Origin of the sequence: Paenibacillus sp. CFBP13512, from assembly GCF_005233705.1 — a bacterium.
In the GTDB taxonomy this organism is placed as follows: Bacteria; Bacillota; Bacilli; order Paenibacillales; family Paenibacillaceae; genus Saccharibacillus; species Saccharibacillus nuruki.
In genome coordinates this window covers 453,289-475,448 of record NZ_QGAD01000001.1, presented here as the reverse complement: position 1 = coordinate 475,448, position 22,160 = coordinate 453,289, and the positions used below count along the sequence as shown (strand labels likewise).

The window sequence follows — 22,160 nt, the reverse complement described above, 5'->3', positions numbered from 1 at the left end:
TATTAGTCGTTAGCACTCATGTTGATTGAGTGCTAACGATGATAGAGCAGAATGAACTTGGATTGATATCAAACTGGATATGTTTAGAAGGAGGGAACTACATGTTAACCGAGCGTCAAAAGATGATTCTAAATGCGATAGTGGATGATTATATTCGTTCGGCAGAGCCTGTCGGGTCCCGTAGTATATCCAAGCGTGGCGATGTGCAATACAGCCCGGCTACGATTCGGAATGAAATGGCGGATCTAGAAGAGTTAGGTTTTCTAGAACAGCCGCATACTTCAGCTGGACGTATTCCTTCTCATAAAGGATATCGTTATTATGTGGATCATCTGACTCCTTTTCAACCGGTAGGCGCTTCAGATGTTAAAGAACTCAAACAATTTTTTACAGAGAAATTAACAGCAGCAGAGCAGGTTATACAACATGCTGCGATGGTTTTGTCCCATATGACAAACTATACTTCGATTCTATTAGGGCCTGAAGTGTTTAATACATCATTACGTCATTTTCAGTTAATCTCACTGGATGACCAGACGGCACTTGCGATTATAGTTACGAATACCGGACAAGTTGAAAATCGTAAAATCAGTATTCCAGAAGGTGTAGCTGTTTCCGATTTGGAACAAGTCGTCAACTTACTAAATAGCAAATTGATTGGTGTGCCTCTGTATAAATTAAAATCACGTATCTTTTCCGAAATTGGTGAAGAGATGCAGCGCCATATGAATCATTATGAAGAAGTAATGAGCACACTGAATGCTGCATTTGATCAAGATCAAGAACAGAAGATTTTCTTGAGCGGTGCAACCAATATGCTGATCCAACCGGAATTCAAAGATATGGATAAAGTGAAAAGTATTCTTGATTTGTTAGAAGAAACACCGACACTTTCCAAAATAATTACAGAAGCTTCGGCACCAAATGGTATTCAAGTACGTATAGGTACAGAGAATCGACATGAAGCGTTTGAAAATTGTAGTCTGATTACAGCTACGTATGAAGTGAATGGCGAATCGTTAGGAACGATTGGTATACTGGGACCTACACGAATGGAATATGCCAAAGTAATCGGTATTTTAAATGTGTTATCTCGTGATATGACTAAAATTTTGAATCACTGGTATCGTTAGTAGATACTATTTCAATATAAATAATGATCTGTATTTAAGTATTTTAAGGAGGTGAACAATCTTGAATAAAGAGCAATCCTTTCAAGAAAATAATCAATCGGAGCAAGAAATCCCGGTTAATCATACAGAAACTGAAGCGGTAGAGAGGGAAGTACCTGCTCCTGAGGCAACAGAAGGTTCTACAACAGCCGATATGGGTTCTGATGAAATGGTATCCAAAGCTGAATTAGAACGTGTACAGGCGCAACTAGACGAGCAGACACAACGTGTTCTACGTGCTCAAGCGGATTTTGATAACTTCCGTCGTCGTACACAGAAAGAAAAAGAAAACTTGGCGAAATATGCTTCCGAGCAATTGATTACCGAGTTGATTCCGGTTGTTGATAACTTTGGACGCGCAATGGCAACTAAGCCAGAAAGCCCTGAGTTGGAATCATTTAACAAAGGTATTGATATGATCTTCCGTCAATTAGACGAAGTGCTTAAAGGAGCAGGCTTGACACAAATGGACGCTGTAGGGCAACCATTCAACCCTGAACTTCACCAAGCCGTAATGCAAGTTGAGTCTGACGAGCATGAAGAAGGTATCGTTGTTGAAGAATTACAAAAAGGTTATGTACTGAAAGATAAAGTACTTCGCCCGGCAATGGTTAAAGTAAGTAGCTAATACAAACTTTTAATTGGCTATATTCTTTTTGTACATTGATAATTACCAACATTTTAAAAATATATTAAATAGATGCTAGGAGGAAGTTTTACGATGAGTAAAGTAATTGGTATTGACTTAGGTACAACAAATTCATGTGTAGCAGTAATGGAAGGCGGCGAAGCTGTCGTTATCCCAAATCCAGAGGGTGCACGTACAACTCCTTCTGTTGTAGGTTTCAAAAAAGACGGTGAGCGTATTGTTGGTGAAACAGCAAAACGTCAATCCATCACTAACCCTGACCGTACTATCAGCTCTATCAAACGTCATATGGGTACAGATCACAAAGAATCGATCGATGAGAAAAGCTACAGCCCACAAGAAATTTCAGCAATGATTTTGCAAAAATTAAAATCAGATGCAGAAGCATACTTGGGTCAAACAGTAACTCAAGCCGTTATCACTGTTCCTGCTTACTTTAACGATAGCCAACGTCAAGCTACTAAAGATGCTGGTAAAATTGCAGGTCTTGAAGTACTACGTATTGTCAACGAGCCTACAGCAGCAGCTTTAGCTTACGGTTTGGAGAAATCAGAAGATCAAACGATCCTTGTTTATGACCTTGGTGGCGGTACGTTTGACGTATCGATCCTTGAACTAGGCGACGGATTCTTTGAAGTAAAAGCAACCAGTGGTGACAATCACCTTGGTGGTGATGACTTTGACCAAGTGGTTATCGACTATTTGGTAAGTGAATTCAAAAAAGATCAAGGCTTGGACTTGAGCAAAGATAAAGCAGCAGTACAACGTCTAAAAGATGCAGCTGAAAAAGCGAAAAAAGAATTGTCTGGTGTATTAACAACAACCATTTCTCTTCCGTTTATCACTGTTGTAGATGGCGTACCTCAGCATTTAGAAGTAAACTTAACTCGTGCTAAATTCGAAGAATTAGCTGCTCCATTGGTTGAGCGTACACTTGGACCTACTCGTCAAGCGATCAAAGACTCTGGTCTAAGCGCTAGCGAAATCGATAAAATTGTATTGGTTGGTGGATCTACACGTATTCCAGCTGTACAAGAAGCAATTAAAAAATTAACAGGTAAAGATCCTCATAAAGGCGTTAACCCGGATGAAGTTGTAGCATTGGGTGCTGCTGTACAAGCAGGTGTCTTGACTGGTGACGTTAAAGACGTTGTCTTGTTGGATGTAACTCCATTGTCTCTTGGTATTGAGACAGCAGGTGGCGTATTTACCAAAATGATCGAGCGTAATACAACGATCCCTACAAGTAAATCACAAGTATATTCCACATATGCTGATAACCAAACAAGCGTAGAAATCCATGTCCTTCAAGGTGAACGCGAAATGGCAGCAGGTAACAAAACATTGGGTCGTTTCATGTTGGGTGATATTCCTGTTGCTCCTCGTGGCGTACCGCAAATCGAAGTTACTTTCGATATCGATGCGAATGGTATTGTTAACGTGTCTGCTACAGATAAAGGCACAGGTAAGAGCCAAAAAATCACGATCACTTCTTCTAGCGGTTTGAGCGATGATGAAGTTGAACGCATGATGAAAGATGCTGAACTTCATGCTGACGAAGATCGTCAACGTAAAGAATTGGTTGAAGTTAAAAACAGTGGTGACCAATTGATCTACTCTGTTGAAAAAACAATCAAAGATCTTGGCGAAAAAGCAGATGCGGCTGAAGTTGAAAAAGCAAATGCAGCGAAAGAAACATTGAAAACTGCTTTGGAAGGCGACGATGTAGAAGCAATCAAATCTGCTACAGAAGCGCTAAGCGAAGTGGCTCAAGCTCTTGCTGTTAAATTGTATGAGCAAGCTGCACAAGAAGGTCAAGCAGCTGAAGGTGCTGAAGGCACAACAACTCAAAAAGATAACGTTGTTGACGCTGAGTACGAAGTGGTTGACGAAGACGAGAAAAAAGATAAAGAGTAATAGCACTTGGCATTATAAGTGCAACAAAGTGTAATAAGAGAAAGATTTTTGCAAAGCAAAATATCTATACCACAGCACGGAATAAATAACATTTATGAAGTGGGAAGGTCAAAGCCGGGGCATCCCGTGCTTTGACTTTCGTTTGTTTATAAGGATACACTTGAATACTGTGTGAGATTGATACGATTATATGACAAGGAGTCGAGGTGGAACGATGGCAGATAAGCGCGATTATTATGAAGTACTGGGTATAGGCAAAAGTGCTTCCGATGATGAAATTAAAAAAGCATATCGTGGGCTAGCCCGTAAATATCATCCAGACGTAAACAAAGAAGCAGATGCAGAAACGAAGTTTAAAGAAGTTAAAGAAGCTTATGATGTATTAAGCGATTCTTCTAAACGTTCTCAATATGATCAATTTGGTCATGTCGATCCGAACCAAGGTATGGGCGGAGGCGGATTCTCAGCAGGTGGCGGAGGATTCGGCGATATCTTCGATATGTTCTTTGGTGGCGGTGGAAGACAGCGTGATCCGAACGCTCCACAACGTGGTAATGACCTACAATATACGATGACCATTGAATTTAAAGAAGCGGTATTCGGTAAAGAAACAGATATTACAATTAACCGTAGTGAAAATTGTGATACATGTAATGGAACAGGTGCCAAAAAAGGAACTCAACCTAAAACATGTTCTGTATGTCATGGTAGTGGCCAAGAAGAAGTAGTACAAAATACACCATTCGGTCGTATGGTCAACCGTCGCAGTTGTTCTAACTGTGGAGGTACAGGTACAATCATTGAAGAGAAATGTAATACTTGTAGCGGTACAGGTCGTGTACAAAAACAACGCAAAATTAATGTTCGCATTCCAGCGGGTATAGATGATGGCGCACAAATGCGAGTTAACGGTGAAGGCGAAGGTGGCTCACGTGGAGGTCCTCCAGGTGATCTATATATCGTATTCCGCGTTAAACCGCATGATTTCTTCGAACGTGAAGATGATGATATTTACTGTGAAATTCCGATTACATTTGCTCAAGCTGCTTTGGGTGATGAGATCGAAGTTCCTACATTGAATGAAAAAGTGAAAATCAAAGTCCCTGCGGGTACGCAAACAGGAACGTATTTCCGTCTTAAAGGAAAAGGTGTTCCTCGTCTACGTGGTGTAGGTCAAGGGGATCAACATATTAAGGTAGTTGTGGTTACACCAAGCAATCTAAGCGAAGAGCAAAAAGATTTACTTCGTCAATTTGGAGCGCTTAATGGTGAGCATACTCATGAAAATGAGCAATCTTTCTTTGATCGTGTAAAACGTGCTTTCCGCGGTGATTAAGTGCTAACATGTCTAAATAGAAAGCCCGGTTCTTTATGAGCCGGGCTTTTCATTCAGGCATTTACAAGGTATGAAAGAGAATTTTGAATTGTTCAGTCCAGATGTAGTACAATAAATCGTACGTATGTTTCACTATTAGGGGGAAATGAATAATGTTATGGCATGAATTAACTATACATACAACAGAGCAAGCAGTAGAAATGATTTCCAACTTTCTGCATGAAGCTGGAGCTGGTGGTGTAGCGATTGAAGAATCAGGTACACTGAATAAGCCACGTGATACTTCATATGGACAATGGTATGAACTTCCGCTTAATGATATTCCAGAAGGATTAGCAGTGGTGCAAGGTTATTTTGCAGAAGAAACGGATATGAATACATTGATGGAAGAAGTGCGTGTACGTATTGCACAACTTCATGAATTTGATATTGAAGTCGGTACAGCAGAGATGTCTTTCAAAACAGTAGACGAAGAAGATTGGGCAAATGCATGGAAACAGTATTTCAAGCCTATTCGTGTGTCTGAGCGTCTAACGATTAAGCCAACATGGGAAGATTATACTCCTGAAAGTGATATCGAAAAGATTATTGAATTAGATCCCGGTATGGCTTTTGGTACAGGGACTCATCCTACAACATCACTTTGCTTACGTACACTTGAGACTGTCATCAAAGGCGGAGAAGAAGTTATTGATGTCGGTACAGGATCAGGTATTCTGGCAATTGGAGCGATCAAATTAGGAGCAAAAAGCGTGCTTGCCCTTGATCTTGATCCGGTAGCTGTATCCAGTGCCAAAGAAAATACACATTTGAATGGATTAGAGCAAGAGATCACTGTATTTGAAAGTGATCTGTTATCTGTGCTCAAAGCAGATGCAACAACCAAGCTGAATGTAACTTTACCTGTGCAAGTGGTAGTGGCTAATATTTTAGCTGAAATTATTTTGTTATTTATTGAAGATGTGTATGAAGCACTAACACCAGATGGTGTATATATCGCATCAGGTATTTATAAAAATAAAGAAGATGTTGTTCGTGAAGCTTTAGAAGCTGCCGGATTTATTATCGAAGGCGCACATCGGGATGAAGATTGGATTGCCTTTGTTGCGAGAAAGAGGTAAGTAATGGATTTTTTGAACAACTTATTATTTGTACGGTTAGATGTATTACCTTTTTACGTATTGGCATTAGTGATCGGATTTACAGTACATGAATTTTCGCATGCTTATTTTGCCAATAAGTTCGGCGATCCAACTGCTCGCTTGTTAGGACGGGTTAGTCTTAATCCTGCGGTGCATATTGATCTGTTGGGTATTATTTTGTTATTGATTGCTGGTTTTGGTTGGGCGAAACCTGTACCTGTCACTCGTGAAAATTTCAAAAATCCACGTCTGATGGGGATTATTGTCTCTGCGGCAGGGCCAATCAGTAATTTAGTATTAGCGTTGATTACGATTATTATTTACTATATGTTGAATTATTTTGGAGTGATTGGGTCATTTGCTAATACTAGAATAGACGATGCAATAGACAATTTTGTATATTACATGGTATTAATGAATTGTGTTCTATTTCTATTTAATTTAATTCCTTTACCACCTTTAGATGGCTATCGAATTTTAAGTGATTGGTTACCACCACGTGCTAGTGCAAAATTACAACGTATTGAACAATGGTCAATGTTATTATTCTTATTGTTAGTGTTTGTACAACCTTTACGAGCAGTTACAATTTCTCCTATTTATGAACTTGCTGCAAGAATGGCTAGCAATTTTTATACATTTGCGGCTACTATTTTCGGAGGATAGATCAAGACAGTTACACAAGTATACATTCGTTAATATAAGGGACAGAAGCAGGTGAACGATACATTACACCTAGCCCTGTCCCTTTAAAAGTTGTATGATATTAACTTGAGTTAGCACGTTATCAAATGCACATAGAAAGTAGATGAAGTATGCAGCGATATTTTGTACCCGCAGACCAGTTTGACGAACAAGAAGTGCGTATTACTGGTGAAGATGCGCGTCATATTAGTCGAGTGATGCGATCCCGTGTAGGCGATCAAGTGATTGCTTGTAACGGTCAATCTCTAGATGTATTGGTTGAAATTACAGAACTTGCCGAAGGCGTAGTTACTGCGTCGATCGTAGAAACATTAGAACAGCATGGAGAGCCTAATCTATTTGTGACGATTGCTCAGAGTTTGCCCAAAGCAGACAAAATGGAAAGTGTGATTCAGAAATGTACAGAGATCGGTGCATCTTCTTTTCTACCCTTTTTGTCTGAACGTACAGTTGTTCAATATGATGAACGTAAAGAAGTAAAACGGATTCAGCGTTGGAGCAAAATAGCTAAAGAAGCAGCAGAACAAAGTCATCGTAGTCGTGTTCCACTGGTCGAATCACCTGTATCGTGGAAACAATTATTGAAGCAATTTGCAGATTACGATTTGATCTGTTTTTGTTATGAGAAAGAGAACGGGCATCAACTTCGTGATGTGGTTCAACCTTTTGTACAATCGTTAACAGCAGATCATCATCATGCTTCTAATCAAGTGACTCGTGTCATGATTGTTGTCGGACCTGAAGGTGGATTCAGCGAGCAAGAAGTAGCAGCAGCCGAAGCAAATGGTGCAGTAGCTACAGGTCTAGGAAGACGTATCTTACGTACAGAGACCGCTGCCATGACAGCACTAGCCTGTATCATGTATGAAACAGGCGAAATGAGCGCTAACAACGTATAAAGAGCTTAAACAATAAACAGGTATAGAAGAAGGAGTGGAATACTATTGGCAAGTGTTATATTGCAACCCAAGCGTAAAAAAAGATTAGAACAAGCTCACCCGTGGGTTTTTCAAAATGAGATTGCTTCGGTTGAAGGAGATCCTATTCCCGGGCAATTAGTGAGTGTATTGACGCATCAGAAGCGCTTTTTGGCAACTGGATATTATAATCCAGCTTCTCAGATCACAGTGCGGGTAGTGTCGTATCAGCCTTTAGAAGAAATGGATACTGCTTTTTTTGTAGAGCGATTCACTCGTTGTCTTAAGCATCGTCATCGTTTTTTGCCTACAGAAAATGCATATCGTCTAGTCTACGGTGAAGCAGACTTTTTACCTGGCTTAATCGTAGATCGCTTTGGAGAAGTATTGGTTGTCCAGTTATTGACGTTAGGTATGGATGCTTGTCGTCAATCGATTATTGATGCATTGGTACAAGTTATGCAGCCATTAGGTATCTATGAGCGTAGCGATGTATCTGTACGCAAATTAGAAGGGCTAGAAGAAGTCACCGGTGTGTTATATGGAGAATGTCCTCGCCATGTAACGGTTACAGAAAATGGTCTATTGATTGAAGTGGATATTGTAGAAGGTCAAAAAACAGGTTATTTCTTCGATCAGCGTGAAAATCGTGCTTCAATTGCTCCACTGATGTTAGGTTGGGGAGATCGTAGTGGAATTGAGCTGACTGAAGTTGAAGTAGATGGGCATATGACGCATAAGCCTATGAATCGCAATGGTAAAATTGTCGATTTCCCTTATTGGGATGGAGCTAATGTGTTAGAGTGCTTTTCACATACAGGAAGCTTTACGCTACATGCTTGTCATTATGGAGCCAAAAAAGTAACTTGCCTTGATATCTCAGCACACGCAATCGAAAGTGCCAAAGAAAATGTACGTTTAAATGGATTTGAAGATCGTGTTGAATTTGTAGTGGATGATGCTTTTGATTATTTGCGCCGTAATGCTAAAGGATTAGATGAGCGTCAATTACGTAGTAGCACAGATAGCAAACAAGATACGTCCAAACCGATGACTGCTTCTGGTGGACGTTCATGGGATGTTGTTATTTTGGACCCGCCTGCTTTTGCCAAAACGAAAAGTGCTGTAGCTGGTGCTGTTCGTGGATATAAAGATATCAATTTACACGGAATGAAGCTTGTAAATGAAGGTGGTTATCTAGTCACTGCTAGTTGTTCGTATCATATGCGTCCTGATCTATTTTTGGAGACGATTCAAGATGCAGCTAAAGATGCGGGTAAAGTATTACGTCTCATTGAATGGCGTGCAGCAGGTAAAGATCATCCGCAAATTTTGGGTGTAGAAGAAGGGCATTATTTGAAATTCGCTATTTTTGAAGTGCGTAGCAAAACATTTTAAATCATAAGGTTAAGTTCGTTATTATAAAAGTCATATCATGAGCTGAATAATCTATTTCTTGTTTTTGAATCTAAAGTTATATGTTATCTGAAATTGTATATTATATATCGGTTGTTAATATATAAGCTTTGGAGTGTAATAAACTATAGATTGTAGATATATTGAGGCTCTGTAATTCATGTTTTTCGGTATCAAATGATGAATATATAACTGCATTTGCAATGATCTACAATATCCCCTTCTGTGAAACATGTACACACTGTACGGTTGAACCGGAGGGGATTTACATATCTACATCTATTCCTTTATAATAAAGAGAACATTTGTTCTTGTCTTGTGGAACAATTTTTATGCATCGTGAAGACTATACTACAATAAATAAGGGTGAACTCACATGCCATTGCATTTTTTATTAGGTCGCTCTGGAAGTGGCAAAACGACCACTATTACTAATCGAATTATTGATCAAATCACACAACAACCTGATGGCCCACCTATCTTGTTATTAGTTCCTGAACAGGGTTCTTTTCAAGCTCAATATGCCCTTGTTCGTTCCAATCAATCGAAAGGAAATGTAGGTGTACAAACGTACGGTTTTCGACGTTTAGCTAATTGGGTGCTTCAAGATGTAGGTGGCAGTGCCAAAACACCGATCGGTGAAGAAGGTAAAAAAATGCTTCTTTATCGATTAATTCAGCGACATCAATCGCAACTACGGATGTTTGGTACATCTAGCGATCAGTTTGGTTTTATCGGCAAATTAAGCGAATTATATAATGAATTTAAGCGTCATACGATTACATTAGAACAGTTAACGGAATATAGTGACCGTTTATCCACTTCGGCGCGCTCACCGTTGTTAATTGATAAATTACATGATCTACAACGTATTTATGAAGATTTTGAACAGAATCTGCAAGGGTTATATGTAGATGGGGAAAATACGTTAACAGATCTGGCTTTGGCGATTCCAGAATCACAGGTGCTGCATAATATCGATATCTGGATAGATGGGTTTCATAGCTTTACTCCACAAGAATATGCTGTTATTACAGCTTTATTGCAAAAAGCCAATTCTGTCACGATTGCGTTAACATTGGATCGTCCTTATGATGGTGAGCCTCCTCATGAGCTAGAGCTTTTCCATCAGACTGCTACAACGTATATCAAGTTAAAGCAGTATGCTACAGCGATTGATGAATCGTTTACTATAGATGTTGAAAATCTTTCGGAGAATCCTATAGATGTTCCTGTTCGTTTTCAATCCAGTCCACAGCTTGCTCATTTGGAAAATGCGTATCGTTCATCTCATCGTTGGCAACAAGCTCCGTATGTGAAGCAGGTAAATGAACGTCAAGATATTCATACGTATGCTGCTTCTGATCGTCGTTCAGAAGTGGAGAGTGCGCTTCGCGAAATGATTCGTTTGGCTCGCGAAGAAGGTGCACGCTGGCAAGAGATGGGGGTTTTTGTACGTCAATTAGCAGATTATGAACATATTATTGCACCACTACTACAAGACTATGAAATTCCCTATTTTCTCGATCAGAAACGTAGCATTTTACAACATCCTTTAGCAGAATTTATACGTTCAGCACTGGATATTGTGCAATATTTTTGGCGGTATGAAGATGTATTCCGCTGTATCAAGACAGGACTATTACTTCCAGATGATGGACGTGTCACTACAGAAGATATTGATCGTTTGGAAAATGTGGTGTTGGCTTCTGGGATTCATGGATCACGTTGGACAGATGGACATCCGTGGAAAGGTATTCCTAGCCTTTCACTCGAAGCGGGGGATGAAGTTAAAGAAATTAGCGAACGTGAATTAGCTGAAGGACAACGCATGCAACAAGCACGTCAGTTAGTAGTGGAACCATTGTACCGATTTGAAAAACGAATCAAAAAAGCAAAACATGCCAAAGAAATGTGTATCGCTCTGTATCATCTACTGGAAGATTGTCAGATTGCGATGCATTTGGAACATATGAGTATAACAGCCACGGCGCAAGGCAATCCATTACGTGCGCGTGAACATATACAGATCTATGGAGAAATTATCGATTTACTGGATCAGATGGTGGATATTATGGCAGAAGATGCTATAGATCTGGGAACTTTTGCAGGCTTACTGGAAACAGGATTAAGCGGCATCCGCCTAGGGATTGTGCCTCCAGCGATTGATCAGGTATTGATCGGTTCTATGGATCGTACTCGTCCGATGGATATCAAATATGCATTCGTTTTGGGCATGAATGAAGGGATTGTGCCTTCACTATTTCCAGACAGTGGTATTTTGAGTGAACCAGAACGAACGAATATGTTGGAAGGTGGCTTAGAGCTGTCTCCAGGGAATAAGCGTCTTTTGTTAAATGAGCAATTTTTGATCTATCATGCGTTAACGGTAGCCAGTTCCAAATTATGGCTTAGTTATGCGTTAACAGATGATGAAGATAAAGGACTTTTGCCTTCTGAAGTGATTACGAATGTGCATAAATTATTTCCTTTTTTACAAGAACAAGTTGCTACTACTCCATTATCTGCTCAATCTAATGATATAGAATCTTTGCGATATGTGACTACACCAACTACAACGTTACCGCATGTAATAGCACAGTTACGGGAATGGAGTCGTGGAACAACGATTGCAGATTCATGGTGGCATGTATTGAATTGGTATACAGCACGTGAAGCATGGCGACCGCAGATCAGTATGTTAGTTCAATCTTTATTTTATAGAAATACAGGCGAATTATTAGAAACGGAAACCAGTCGGCATTTATACGGGCAGACGTTACGTACCAGTGTATCAGGCATGGAGCAGTTTGTTTCTTGTCCTTTCGCTCACTTTGCTTCCCGTGGATTACGATTGCGAGAACGCCAAGAGTATCGGTTGAAAGCACCTGATATTGGACAGTTATTCCATGCTTCATTAACCGATCTTGCCACTACACTGAAAGAGCAAGGACGGGCATGGGGAGAATTGACTCGTGAAGAGTGTGTAGAGATTGCTTATGAAGCTGTAGATAAGCATATCCCACGTCTGCAAGGACAGATTCTTTCCAGTTCCAAACGATACAATTATATTTCACGTAAATTGCGTGAGATTGTGAGTCGTGCTTCGATTATGTTAGGAGAGCAAGCACGCCGTGGAGATTTTGAGCCGCTTTATTTAGAGCTGGCATTTGGACCGAATGGACAATGGCCACCGCTTCGTTTTACCCTTGAAAATGGATGTACGATGGAGATTGTAGGACGAATTGATCGGGTAGATGTCGCTGAAGGTGATGATACATTATTGCTACGGATTATCGATTACAAATCCAGTCAAACCGATCTCAAATTGCATGAAGTCTATTACGGACTTGCTTTGCAAATGCTGACGTATCTGGATGTATTGCTAACTCATGCAGAACAACAATTAGGTCAATCGGCACAACCGGCAGGTGCTCTTTATTTCCATGTGCATAATCCGATGCTACAAGCAGGGAACGGGCTAAGTATGCAACAATCCGAACAAGAAATGCTCAAGCGTTTCAAAATGAAAGGATTACTTCTTGCAGACCGTGATGTGATTGGCAAAATGGATACAGAACTGGATAAAGGATATTCTGCGATTCTTCCTGTAGCTGTCAAAGCAGATGGAGGATTTTACAGCAGTTCAGCAGTAGCCACAGGAGAGCAATGGCAAGAATTGCTTCGTAATGTGCGTCAGACGGCTCAAGAAATTGGGACGCAGATCACAGATGGTACAACACAGATTACACCTTATCGTATAGAACAAGAAAAAGCATGTGATTACTGTGATTACAAATCGGTCTGCCAATTCGATGAAACGTTAAAAGATAATCAATATAAATTACTGCAAAAACCGGGCAAAAACGAGACATGGGAACTTTTACAAAACCGTCATGACTACCAGAAAGGAGATTCACCTTCATGATCCATAACAACGATAACGACAATAATGAATCACTAGATCATTTATTCGCAGACCATGATCAACCTTTGCCTGTTAGAAATGAAATGCCTAAGCCTGAACAGAGTACATGGACCGATGATCAGTGGAAAGCGATCTCTCTGGATGGTGGTAATATGCTGGTTGCAGCAGCGGCAGGTTCGGGTAAAACAGCTGTTCTTGTGGAGCGTATTATTCGTCAAGTAACCGACCCTATTCATCCAATGGATGTAGATCGGATGTTAGTAGCTACCTTTACCAAAGCAGCCGCAACTGAAATGAGACAACGTATACGTGCTGCTCTGGACAAAGAAGTATTGCGTCGCCCGGAAGATGATCATTTGCGTCAACAATTGGCTTTGTTAAGCCAAGCATCGATCACGACGCTACATTCTTTTTGTTTAGAAATTATTCAACGTTATTATTCGATGATTCCGCTAGATCCGGGGTTTCGGATAGCGACTGCTAATGAATGTGATATTTTGCGGGAAGAATTGTTAACTGAACTATTTGAAGAAAAGTATACCGAAGAAGAAGAGCGTGATAATAAGCAATTTTACCGTTTAATGAACTGGTTCGGTGGAGAGCGAAGTGATGATGCCGCTTTGGTGTTGGTAGAGCGCCTTTATCATTTTGCACGTAGTCATCCATGGCCTGAATACTGGTTAGAGCGAACAGCGGCTGAATTCGATGTAACCGATGGGTCTTCATTGCAAAATACGTCATGGGTACAGAATATTATGACTGATATTGCTTTGACATTAGAAGGTATTCAAGCGGTGCTACATCAAGCGATAGATACAGCATTATTACCGGGTGGACCTGTAGCTTATGCAGATAGTCTACGAGATGATCTGGAAGTGATTCATACTCTTCAATCTGCAATGACTGTGCAGCCGTGGGAGCAATTGTATACCGTTTTCCAAAGCGCGGCTTTCGGTAAATTAAAAGCAGTACGCAAAGAGGGAATCGATCCTCAATTACAAGAAACCGTTAAACAATTGCGTGAAAATGCGAAAAAATCGTTAGCTGAGATCAAAAATTTATTTTTCGGTAGAACTCCTGATGAGTTTGCTCAAGAATTACGTGAAACATTTCCATTGATGAAAGAATTAACAGAATTAGTAATTCGTTTTAGTCAAAAGTATCAACAGGAGAAACAGCGTAAAGGATGGGTCGATTTTGCCGATCTAGAACATTACGCTCTTCATATATTACGTCATGCCGATTCTACACCTGAGCATGTGATTCCTTCACAAGTTGCTTTGGAATATCGTGAACGATTTGATCAAGTGATGCTCGATGAATATCAAGATACTAACTCTGTACAGGAAGAATTAGTACAGCTCATTTCACGAGATACGGTAGGGAATCGCTTTATGGTTGGTGATGTGAAGCAAAGTATTTATCGTTTTCGTCTGGCAGAACCGGGGCTGTTTTTAGATAAATATGAGAAGTATCAAGACGATTGGGAAGGAGAAGGACGACGAATCGATCTTTCTCGTAACTTCCGTAGCCGTCATCAAGTTGTCGATGCTGTTAATATGATTTTTAGACAGATTATGAATAAAACAGTAGCAGAAATCGAATACGATGAGCGAGCAGAATTAGTAGTCGGTGCAACTTATCCACCGGGTGACGAAACTGCCTATGCACCGGAATGTTGGATTATTGATCGTGCAGGAAGTGGAGCAAGTGCTGACTACAACAATACAGATGACAGTAATGATAGTGAGGGATATGGCAATAGCGAAGTCTCGGAAATGGAATCTGCTCGCTTAGAAGCACAAGCGATTGCTGTACGAGTACGTGAAATGGTAGAGCCTGATGGCACACCATTGATGATTTATGATAAATCGGTCGATGGTTTACGTCCGGCTGAATATCGCGATATGGTTATTTTGCTACGATCAACCGCAGCATGGGCACCACTCATATTAGAGGAATTGCAACGTGAAGGTATCCCTGCATATAGCGAATTGAATCAAGGATTTTTTGAAGCAGTGGAAGTAAAGATTATTCTATCTTTGTTAGCTGTAATTGATAATCCGCAACAAGATATCCCACTGGCTTCTGTACTGCGTTCACCGATTGTTGGTTTGAATGAAGATCAATTGGCGACCATTCGTTTATTTGGCAAAGATACTTCGTATTATCAAGCCATGATGTTAGCGGCTGAACATATGCAAGAACAACCGGAAGAATGGAGTTACAAGTTACTTCATTTTCTTAAGCAATTGAATCAATGGCGATTAGCAGCACGAGAAGGTGAGCTAGGTGATCTGATCTGGCGTATTTACCGGGACACAGGTTATCTCGATTGGTTAGCTGGATTACCTGGAGGATTGCAACGTCAACATCATTTACGAATACTATATGATCGTGCTCGCCGATTTGAAGTGTCTACATCTTCACGAGGACTATTTCGGTTTATGCGTTTTATTCGCCGTCTGCAAGATACAGATGGTGATCTAGGAGCTACCGCTTCGGTCGATGGTCAAGAAAATGCGATTCGAATTATGACTATTCATAAAAGTAAAGGTCTAGAGTTTCCAGTTGTGTTTCTAGCAGGCATGTCCAAAATGTTCAATATGCAAGATTTAAATACTTCTTTTTTGATGCACAAAGAATTAGGATTCGGCCCTAAATTTGTAGATGAAGATACACGTGTGAGTTATCCAACATTACCGAATTTGGCGATTCGTCGTCGTACAGCCACAGAGTTATTAGCAGAAGAAATGCGTGTCCTTTATGTAGCATTAACTCGTCCTCGGGACAAACTGATTATGATCGGAACAGTCAAAGATATCGACAAAAAAATCTCGGCATGGAGTCAGGTTCAGAACTCTGATCATTTGCAACTGCCTGATTATGTATTAGCCAAAAGTCGGACGTATCTTGATTGGGTGGGTCCAGCATTAATGCGTCATCGTGCGGCTTCTGTATTCCGTGAGCGTAACGAAATTGCGGCAGGGCCTTATTCAGCTTGCTTGGCGGATGATCCAACACCGTGGAGCATTACCATTCTGGATAGTCGTCAATTACAATCGAAAACAGAAGATACCGAGCAATCGATAACAGCTTTGCGCGAACATGATCCCAAGTGGATTGCTTTGCAACAGATTGCAGATGGGGAACAGGTACAGCCTGTGACTGATTTTGAAAATAATCATGATCTCGCTGTTGAAGATATTGATACGTCTGTGAACGCGAAAGAAGTCGAACAAAGACTGTCATGGCAGTATCCATATGAATTATCGACTCATATTGCTGCCAAAACAACGATTAGTGAAATCAAGCGACAATTGGTTTCAGAAGAATCTCCAGCTGTAGATAGCATGAATGAATCTCTGGATCAACGGGTTACGATTGGACGTTATACCGATCAGCATCAAGATCAGTCCATAATAGATGTCCCACAAGTCAAAGGGGCTAATCCATTTTTGATGAGCACTATTTTACAGCGGGCAGGTATACTACTGGAAAATCAGACAGATGATCAGACCTCTTCAGCTGAGCCTGTATCGAATAGATTGCAAACAGATGTATCTTCTCAGCAATCAGCTACTTTGTCTGGTGCTATCGATCACCAAGCAGATGGAAGTACACTCAAATTGCAACGTCCTAAATTTATGGAACAACGTGGTCTAAGCGGAGCAGAACGTGGAACCGCATATCATACTGTCATGCAGCGAGTGCCTTTAGATCAGGGATATGTAGATGTCAAGATAGTTGAACAGACCAAAGCAGATCTGGTTCAGCGCCAAATTCTACGTCAGGATCAAGCAGATAGCGTACATGCGAATGAGATCGTTGCTTTTTTCGCAACACCGCTCGGTCAACAAATGTTGCAAGCTACAGAGATCAGACGAGAATTAGCCTTTAGTTATGGTATTCCGATCAATGATGCCGGTGATAAGATATTGTCACAGGGAATAGTCGATTGCATTTTCCAGATTGATAATCGATGGATCATTGTCGATTACAAAACCGATCGTGTAGTAGATACCCATGGAGGTATAGAAGCGCTGAAAGATCGTTATCGTATTCAACTTCAGCTGTATGCGCAAGCGATTCAAGATTCTTTGCATTGGAAAGTCGATCAATTATGGTTGTATTTCTTCGACATTAACGAAGCGATAGAAATCTAAACAGGATTAACATATTAAATAACCTAACTTTTTTTCATTCATCAATCTAAAATGGTAAACCAAAAAGGTGGTTTGTTGTCCATAAGACTAATGGCATTTTGAAGCTAGTCTATGAGATGACAAACTTCCTTTGATTCGATATACACCCCAATTCTAGCATCACTTAAAAAGGAGAAAGCTATGCGTATTTTACATACAGCTGACTGGCATTTTGGTCGAACATTAGAAGGCAGAAGTCGTCTCGATGAACAAATCGCTTTTGTCGATGAATTGGTTCAGATTGCAGATGATCAACAAGCCGATCTTATTCTGATGGCAGGCGATGTCTATGATTCTGTGAATCCACCTGCTGTAGCAGAACAATTATTTTATGAAGCCGCCGCTAGATTAACAGCTAATGGTCGTCCACTTGCTGTTATCGCAGGGAATCATGATCAACCTGATCGTATTGCATCAGCGACACCATTGGTTCAAGGGCGAGGTATTTATTTATTAGGTACACCTGCTGCACAGGCTTTAACTATTTCTGTACCTCGTACTTCAGAGACAGCTATAGTGGCAGCATTACCTTATCCATCCGAAGCTAGACTGAATGAATTATTAACCGAGGAACATGATGAAGATTTAATACGTCGTGCCTATAGTGAACGTGTAGGCATGTTAATGCGACAATTAGCGACTGACTTCCGTTCGGATACGATCAATCTAGCTATGAGCCATATCTATGCTCTTGGAGGAGTCGAATCGGATTCAGAGCGCCCTATTCAAGTGGGTGGTGCGTATACAGTTGATCCTTCTGCATTATATACAGGAGCTCAATATACAGCATTGGGTCATTTACACCGTGCTCAAGCAGTCAAAGGAGAAGGAATGATTCGTTATAGTGGTTCTCCGCTAGCTTATAGTTTTTCTGAAGCAGGGCAAGCCAAATCTGTCACGATGCTCGATGTTGTACCCGGTGGTATTCCACAGATAGAAGAAATCTTTTTAACTTGTGGTCGTCCTTTAGTGCGCTGGAAAGCGAAAGGCGGTCTGACTGAAGTCCATCAATGGTTAGAGGAAGGCAGAGATCGCAATGCTTTTATCGATCTGGAAATTTCATTGTTAGAAGCTTTGTCGATGTCTGATATTCAATCGATTCGCAAAGCTTATAGTGGCATTGTCAATATTCGTCCTGTATATCCAGAAACAGAAGCACAGCAATCTTTTGCAGAACGTGCTCAATTGCCTGTCCATGAATTGTTCCGTACGTTTTATGCACGCCAGACAGGTGGAGCCGTGCCCGAAGATCGATTAGTTGAGCTGTTTTTGGAACTGATCGATGAAGAAGAAACCGGGGAGGAACAATCATCATGAAGCCAATCACACTTAAATTATCCGGTTTACAAAGTTATCGTGAACAACAAGAAATCGATTTTGAAGCATTGTGTGAAACAGGGCTATTTGGTATTTTTGGACCTACAGGGAGTGGGAAATCAACTGTTCTTGATGCTATTACACTTGCTTTGTATGGCAAGGTGGAACGAGCTTACAACGGTACACAAGGGATCATGAATCATTCGGAAGATTCGTTATTTGTATCGTTCTCTTTTGAATTGTTATCTGCTGAAGGGGCGCAACGGTATCGAGTCGAACGTCGGTTTAAACGTACAGGAGATCATACAGTAAGTAATGCGATGAGCCGTTTTATCGAAATGCGTGCAGATGGCGATGTTGTGGTTGCTGACAAATTAGCAGAAGTCACACGTTGTGTAGAAGATTATATCGGGCTGAAAATGGATGATTTTACACGCGCAGTCGTATTACCACAAGGTAAATTTGCTGAATTTTTATCTCTTAAAGGTAGTGACCGTAGACAGATGTTGCAACGTCTTTTCCATCTGGAACGATACGGTGACCGCTTAATGCAGAAGCTTAGCCAGCGTGTGAAAGAAACAGACAACGTACTAGGCAAACTGTACGCCGAACAGACAGGTCTGGGCGAAGCCTCAGCAGAAGCGCTAAAAACAGCAATAGAGCGCTTAGAAACAGCGATTCAAGAAGCGGAACAACGTCGTCAAGAACTGGTTGATATTACTGCTCGTACCGAACAATGGAGCAAGATTAGAGAATATCAACGAGAACAAGCTGAGTTACAGCAACGTCTAACTCAATTACAACAACACGAAGCTGAGATTGCCCACAAAGAACAGCAGATTGAACAAGCGTTATCTGCGCAGAACTTATTACCATTATTAGATGCATGGCGTACTCATGAAGCCAAAGCCATACAAGAACAACAACGTGTAACTACATTACAGCAAGATTTACAACAAGCAGAGATTGCAGTAGCGACAGCTGTAGAGCGTGAACAAAAAGCCAAACAACAATTAACCGAGCAAGAACCGCAATTAATGAAACGCATCGAACAACTACAACAAGCACTACAATTGCAAAAGGAATGTGTAGCATTAGAACAAGATCAACAGCAGATTCATCAGCAATTGGAAAATATACAAAAACAATGGGAAGAAGCATCTCATCAAGTACAACGTGAACAGATGCTTTTGGATAAGGCAAGACAGCGTCAAGAAGAACTGAATAAGCAACTCAAAGCTTGTGAAGTTCGCAGTCAGGATCGGCGTGAATTACAAGAAGCCCAGCAACAATTGTCTGCTCTGAATACAGCTAGAACCCGTCTACAAGAACAACAAACCGAATATGATAGTTATACTCAGTCAGCACAACAGGCGAATCAAGTATGGCAACAATTCGTTGAGCAAGAAGCCGCTCGATCTGAGCAAGAACAGCAATTACAACAACATGTTTTTTCGTTGTATCAAGAGCATCAACAACTTGAACATGTACTACAGCAAGCACACCAATCTGTTGAACAACTGGAAGAACAGTATGCACAACAATCCAGAGAAGCAGAATCGAATCGTCTGGCAAGTCTGTTAGCAGTAGAACTACAAGAAGGTCAACCTTGTGCAGTATGTGGATCTACTCATCATCCTCAACCTGCTCATGACATCGAACATAAAGGACTAACAGATCATCAATCGGTAGCGGATACAACAACTGAGCAGACTCAAGCGCTCAAACAAATGAAACAAAATCTTCAAGTTCTACAGCAACATGTTCGTGGCCGTCAAATAGAGCTAGACAGTCATATGCAAGAATGGGATTGGCAGATAAAAGATTCAGCTTCATTACTTGCTTCTTCTGATCAAGCGACTCTATTATCAGAGCAAGAACTGCAAGCACAATGGTTAGATGTACAAGCTCATAATCAGAATTTAGAGCAACAGACTAGAGAATTACAACAACAATTAAGACAATGGCGTCAAAATGAACGAGAATGGTCAGGGCGTAAAGTTACAGCTCAATCTGAACAACAATCATCTGCTCGCCTGTCAGAACAATCCAATACTCGTCTCCAAGCCGCTACACAGACGTTAGAGCAACTTTTACAACAGTGGCAACAGACTTTACCACATCTAACGGAACAGTCGGCACGTGAGCGATTTGAAGCTCTAGCACAGATGGATGAACAAGCAGAGAAGATCCGTGAAGGATTGGATAAAAGTGTTCCGTATATCGAAGAGCGTGAACAAGCCATCAAGCACGGTACAGAACAGATCAATACATTGGATAAGCAACGTATTCAAGATCAGACCCGCCAAGAAGGAAATCAACGACTTTTACAAGAAAAGAAAAATCGTCTTACACAGTGGATCGGCGATCAATCTGCGGAGCAGTTACTTACCGAGACGCAACAGCAACAACAACAATTACGACAGCAAGCAGAGCAGACCGCAGACTTGTGGCGTAAGGCGCTACAACATCAGCAGACAGCAAAACATCAAGTTGAATTGGCTGTGCAATCAGCACAATCGTTACAACAACAGGTCGATCAGCATGCAGAGAAGTGGCAACAAGCATTACAAGCCTCTCCTTTTGATAATGAACAAAGTGTCAGTCAATCACGGATGGGAGAAGATCAGATTCAGTTGTATCGTCAGCAAATTCAACAGCATCGTGATCAACAACATGAATTATCTGTTCATTTGCGAGAAGTACAGAACAAGTTAAACGGACAGAGTCTCAGTGAAGAAGAATGGGCACAGATACAACAGCAATATACAGAAGCCCGTCAAGCAGATGAGATGGCATTAGAACAACGAGCCAAAGCCACTCGCGATCGTGAAGACCTTCAAGAGCGTCATGTACGTTGGCGTGAGCTAGAAGACAAACGAGTCACTTTAGCGCAAGAGGCTAAGCATTTATCCAAATTACAAGCCAGTATGCGTGGTAATGCTTTTGTCGAATATATTGCAGAAGAACAATTAATGCAGGTCAGTCTAGCCGCTTCTGAGCGATTACGCTTTTTGACCAAACAACGTTATTCATTGGAAGTGGATTCTGGTGGAGGATTTGTAATCTGTGATAATGGCAATGGTGGGATTCGCCGCCCGGTATCTTCTTTGTCTGGTGGAGAAACGTTTTTAACTTCGTTATCATTAGCATTAGCTTTATCGGCTCAGATTCAGTTGCGCGGTCAGTATCCACTTCAGTTCTTTTTCCTGGATGAAGGATTTGGTACGCTTGATCCCGAACTTTTGGATACAGTGGTGACTTCACTGGAGAAGCTTCATAACGATCAACTATCGGTGGGTATTATTAGCCATGTTCCTGAATTACGGATGCGATTGCCTCGTAAATTAGTGATTGTACCTGCGGAGCAAGCAGGAAGTGGCTCCAAAGTAGTCCTTGAACGCATGTAGATTTGAATCTATGCCCATAGGAAACAAAATACACAAAAAGAATTGA

12 protein-coding genes are annotated in these 22,160 nt (G+C 40.9%); all 12 read left to right on the top strand.

Going from position 1 to position 22,160, the window contains the following annotated elements:
- The first annotated feature begins 101 nt into the window (after positions 1-101).
- The 12 genes from hrcA to PaeCFBP13512_RS02040 all read left to right on the top strand — a co-directional run bounded on the left by hrcA (position 102) and on the right by PaeCFBP13512_RS02040 (position 22,114).
- Positions 102-1,133, top strand: coding sequence for a heat-inducible transcriptional repressor HrcA (gene hrcA / locus PaeCFBP13512_RS02095; protein WP_069329850.1), 1,032 nt, complete (start codon positions 102-104; stop codon positions 1,131-1,133).
- A 61-nt stretch (positions 1,134-1,194) separates the two neighbouring features.
- On the top strand, positions 1,195-1,800 hold the full coding sequence (gene grpE, locus PaeCFBP13512_RS02090) for a nucleotide exchange factor GrpE (protein ID WP_137220787.1): 606 nt from the start codon (positions 1,195-1,197) through the stop codon (positions 1,798-1,800).
- Between the two features lie 93 nt (positions 1,801-1,893).
- Entirely contained in the window at positions 1,894-3,738 is a 1,845-nt protein-coding gene (dnaK, locus tag PaeCFBP13512_RS02085) for a molecular chaperone DnaK (RefSeq protein WP_069329848.1), read from the top strand.
- A 214-nt stretch (positions 3,739-3,952) separates the two neighbouring features.
- On the top strand, positions 3,953-5,074 hold the full coding sequence (gene dnaJ / locus PaeCFBP13512_RS02080; protein WP_069329847.1) for a molecular chaperone DnaJ: 1,122 nt from the start codon (positions 3,953-3,955) through the stop codon (positions 5,072-5,074).
- 152 nt (positions 5,075-5,226) lie between these two features.
- Positions 5,227-6,195, top strand: a complete 969-nt coding sequence (gene prmA / locus PaeCFBP13512_RS02075; protein ID WP_069329846.1) for a 50S ribosomal protein L11 methyltransferase — start codon at positions 5,227-5,229, stop codon at positions 6,193-6,195.
- A gap of 3 nt (positions 6,196-6,198) precedes the next feature.
- The gene (locus PaeCFBP13512_RS02070; protein ID WP_137220786.1) at positions 6,199-6,882 is read left to right on the top strand and encodes a site-2 protease family protein; all 684 of its coding nucleotides are present in this window, start codon (positions 6,199-6,201) and stop codon (positions 6,880-6,882) included.
- Positions 6,883-7,031: 149 nt separating this feature from the next.
- Complete coding sequence (locus tag PaeCFBP13512_RS02065) at positions 7,032-7,820, top strand: 16S rRNA (uracil(1498)-N(3))-methyltransferase (protein WP_137220785.1); 789 nt, start codon at positions 7,032-7,034, stop codon at positions 7,818-7,820.
- Positions 7,821-7,865: 45 nt separating this feature from the next.
- A complete protein-coding gene (locus PaeCFBP13512_RS02060) occupies positions 7,866-9,236 on the top strand; it encodes a class I SAM-dependent rRNA methyltransferase (protein WP_137220784.1) in 1,371 nt (456 codons plus the stop codon).
- Positions 9,237-9,630: 394 nt separating this feature from the next.
- The gene (gene addB / locus PaeCFBP13512_RS02055; protein ID WP_137220783.1) at positions 9,631-13,182 is read left to right on the top strand and encodes a helicase-exonuclease AddAB subunit AddB; all 3,552 of its coding nucleotides are present in this window, start codon (positions 9,631-9,633) and stop codon (positions 13,180-13,182) included.
- Positions 13,179-17,348, top strand: coding sequence for a helicase-exonuclease AddAB subunit AddA (gene addA, locus PaeCFBP13512_RS02050; RefSeq protein ID WP_137220782.1), 4,170 nt, complete (start codon positions 13,179-13,181; stop codon positions 17,346-17,348). Before addB ends, addA begins: the two co-directional genes overlap by 4 nt.
- 180 nt (positions 17,349-17,528) lie before the next feature.
- A complete protein-coding gene (locus tag PaeCFBP13512_RS02045; RefSeq protein WP_069329840.1) occupies positions 17,529-18,704 on the top strand; it encodes an exonuclease SbcCD subunit D in 1,176 nt (391 codons plus the stop codon).
- Positions 18,701-22,114 (top strand): AAA family ATPase, encoded by a 3,414-nt coding sequence (locus PaeCFBP13512_RS02040; protein ID WP_137220781.1) that lies wholly within the window; start codon positions 18,701-18,703, stop codon positions 22,112-22,114. Before PaeCFBP13512_RS02045 ends, PaeCFBP13512_RS02040 begins: the two co-directional genes overlap by 4 nt.
- Positions 22,115-22,160 lie beyond the last annotated feature (46 nt).

What these genes read in the sequence shown, in the direction of transcription:
- PaeCFBP13512_RS02070 (WP_137220786.1), top strand. Translation starts at nt 6,199, where the DNA reads ATGGATTTTTTGAACAACTTATTATTTGTACGGTTAGATGTATTACCT.
- PaeCFBP13512_RS02040 (WP_137220781.1), top strand. Translation starts at nt 18,701, where the DNA reads ATGAAGCCAATCACACTTAAATTATCCGGTTTACAAAGTTATCGTGAA.
- PaeCFBP13512_RS02065 (WP_137220785.1), top strand. Translation starts at nt 7,032, where the DNA reads ATGCAGCGATATTTTGTACCCGCAGACCAGTTTGACGAACAAGAAGTG.
- dnaJ (WP_069329847.1), top strand. Translation starts at nt 3,953, where the DNA reads ATGGCAGATAAGCGCGATTATTATGAAGTACTGGGTATAGGCAAAAGT.
- hrcA (WP_069329850.1), top strand. Translation starts at nt 102, where the DNA reads ATGTTAACCGAGCGTCAAAAGATGATTCTAAATGCGATAGTGGATGAT.
- addB (WP_137220783.1), top strand. Translation starts at nt 9,631, where the DNA reads ATGCCATTGCATTTTTTATTAGGTCGCTCTGGAAGTGGCAAAACGACC.
- addA (WP_137220782.1), top strand. Translation starts at nt 13,179, where the DNA reads ATGATCCATAACAACGATAACGACAATAATGAATCACTAGATCATTTA.
- dnaK (WP_069329848.1), top strand. Translation starts at nt 1,894, where the DNA reads ATGAGTAAAGTAATTGGTATTGACTTAGGTACAACAAATTCATGTGTA.
- PaeCFBP13512_RS02045 (WP_069329840.1), top strand. Translation starts at nt 17,529, where the DNA reads ATGCGTATTTTACATACAGCTGACTGGCATTTTGGTCGAACATTAGAA.
- prmA (WP_069329846.1), top strand. Translation starts at nt 5,227, where the DNA reads ATGTTATGGCATGAATTAACTATACATACAACAGAGCAAGCAGTAGAA.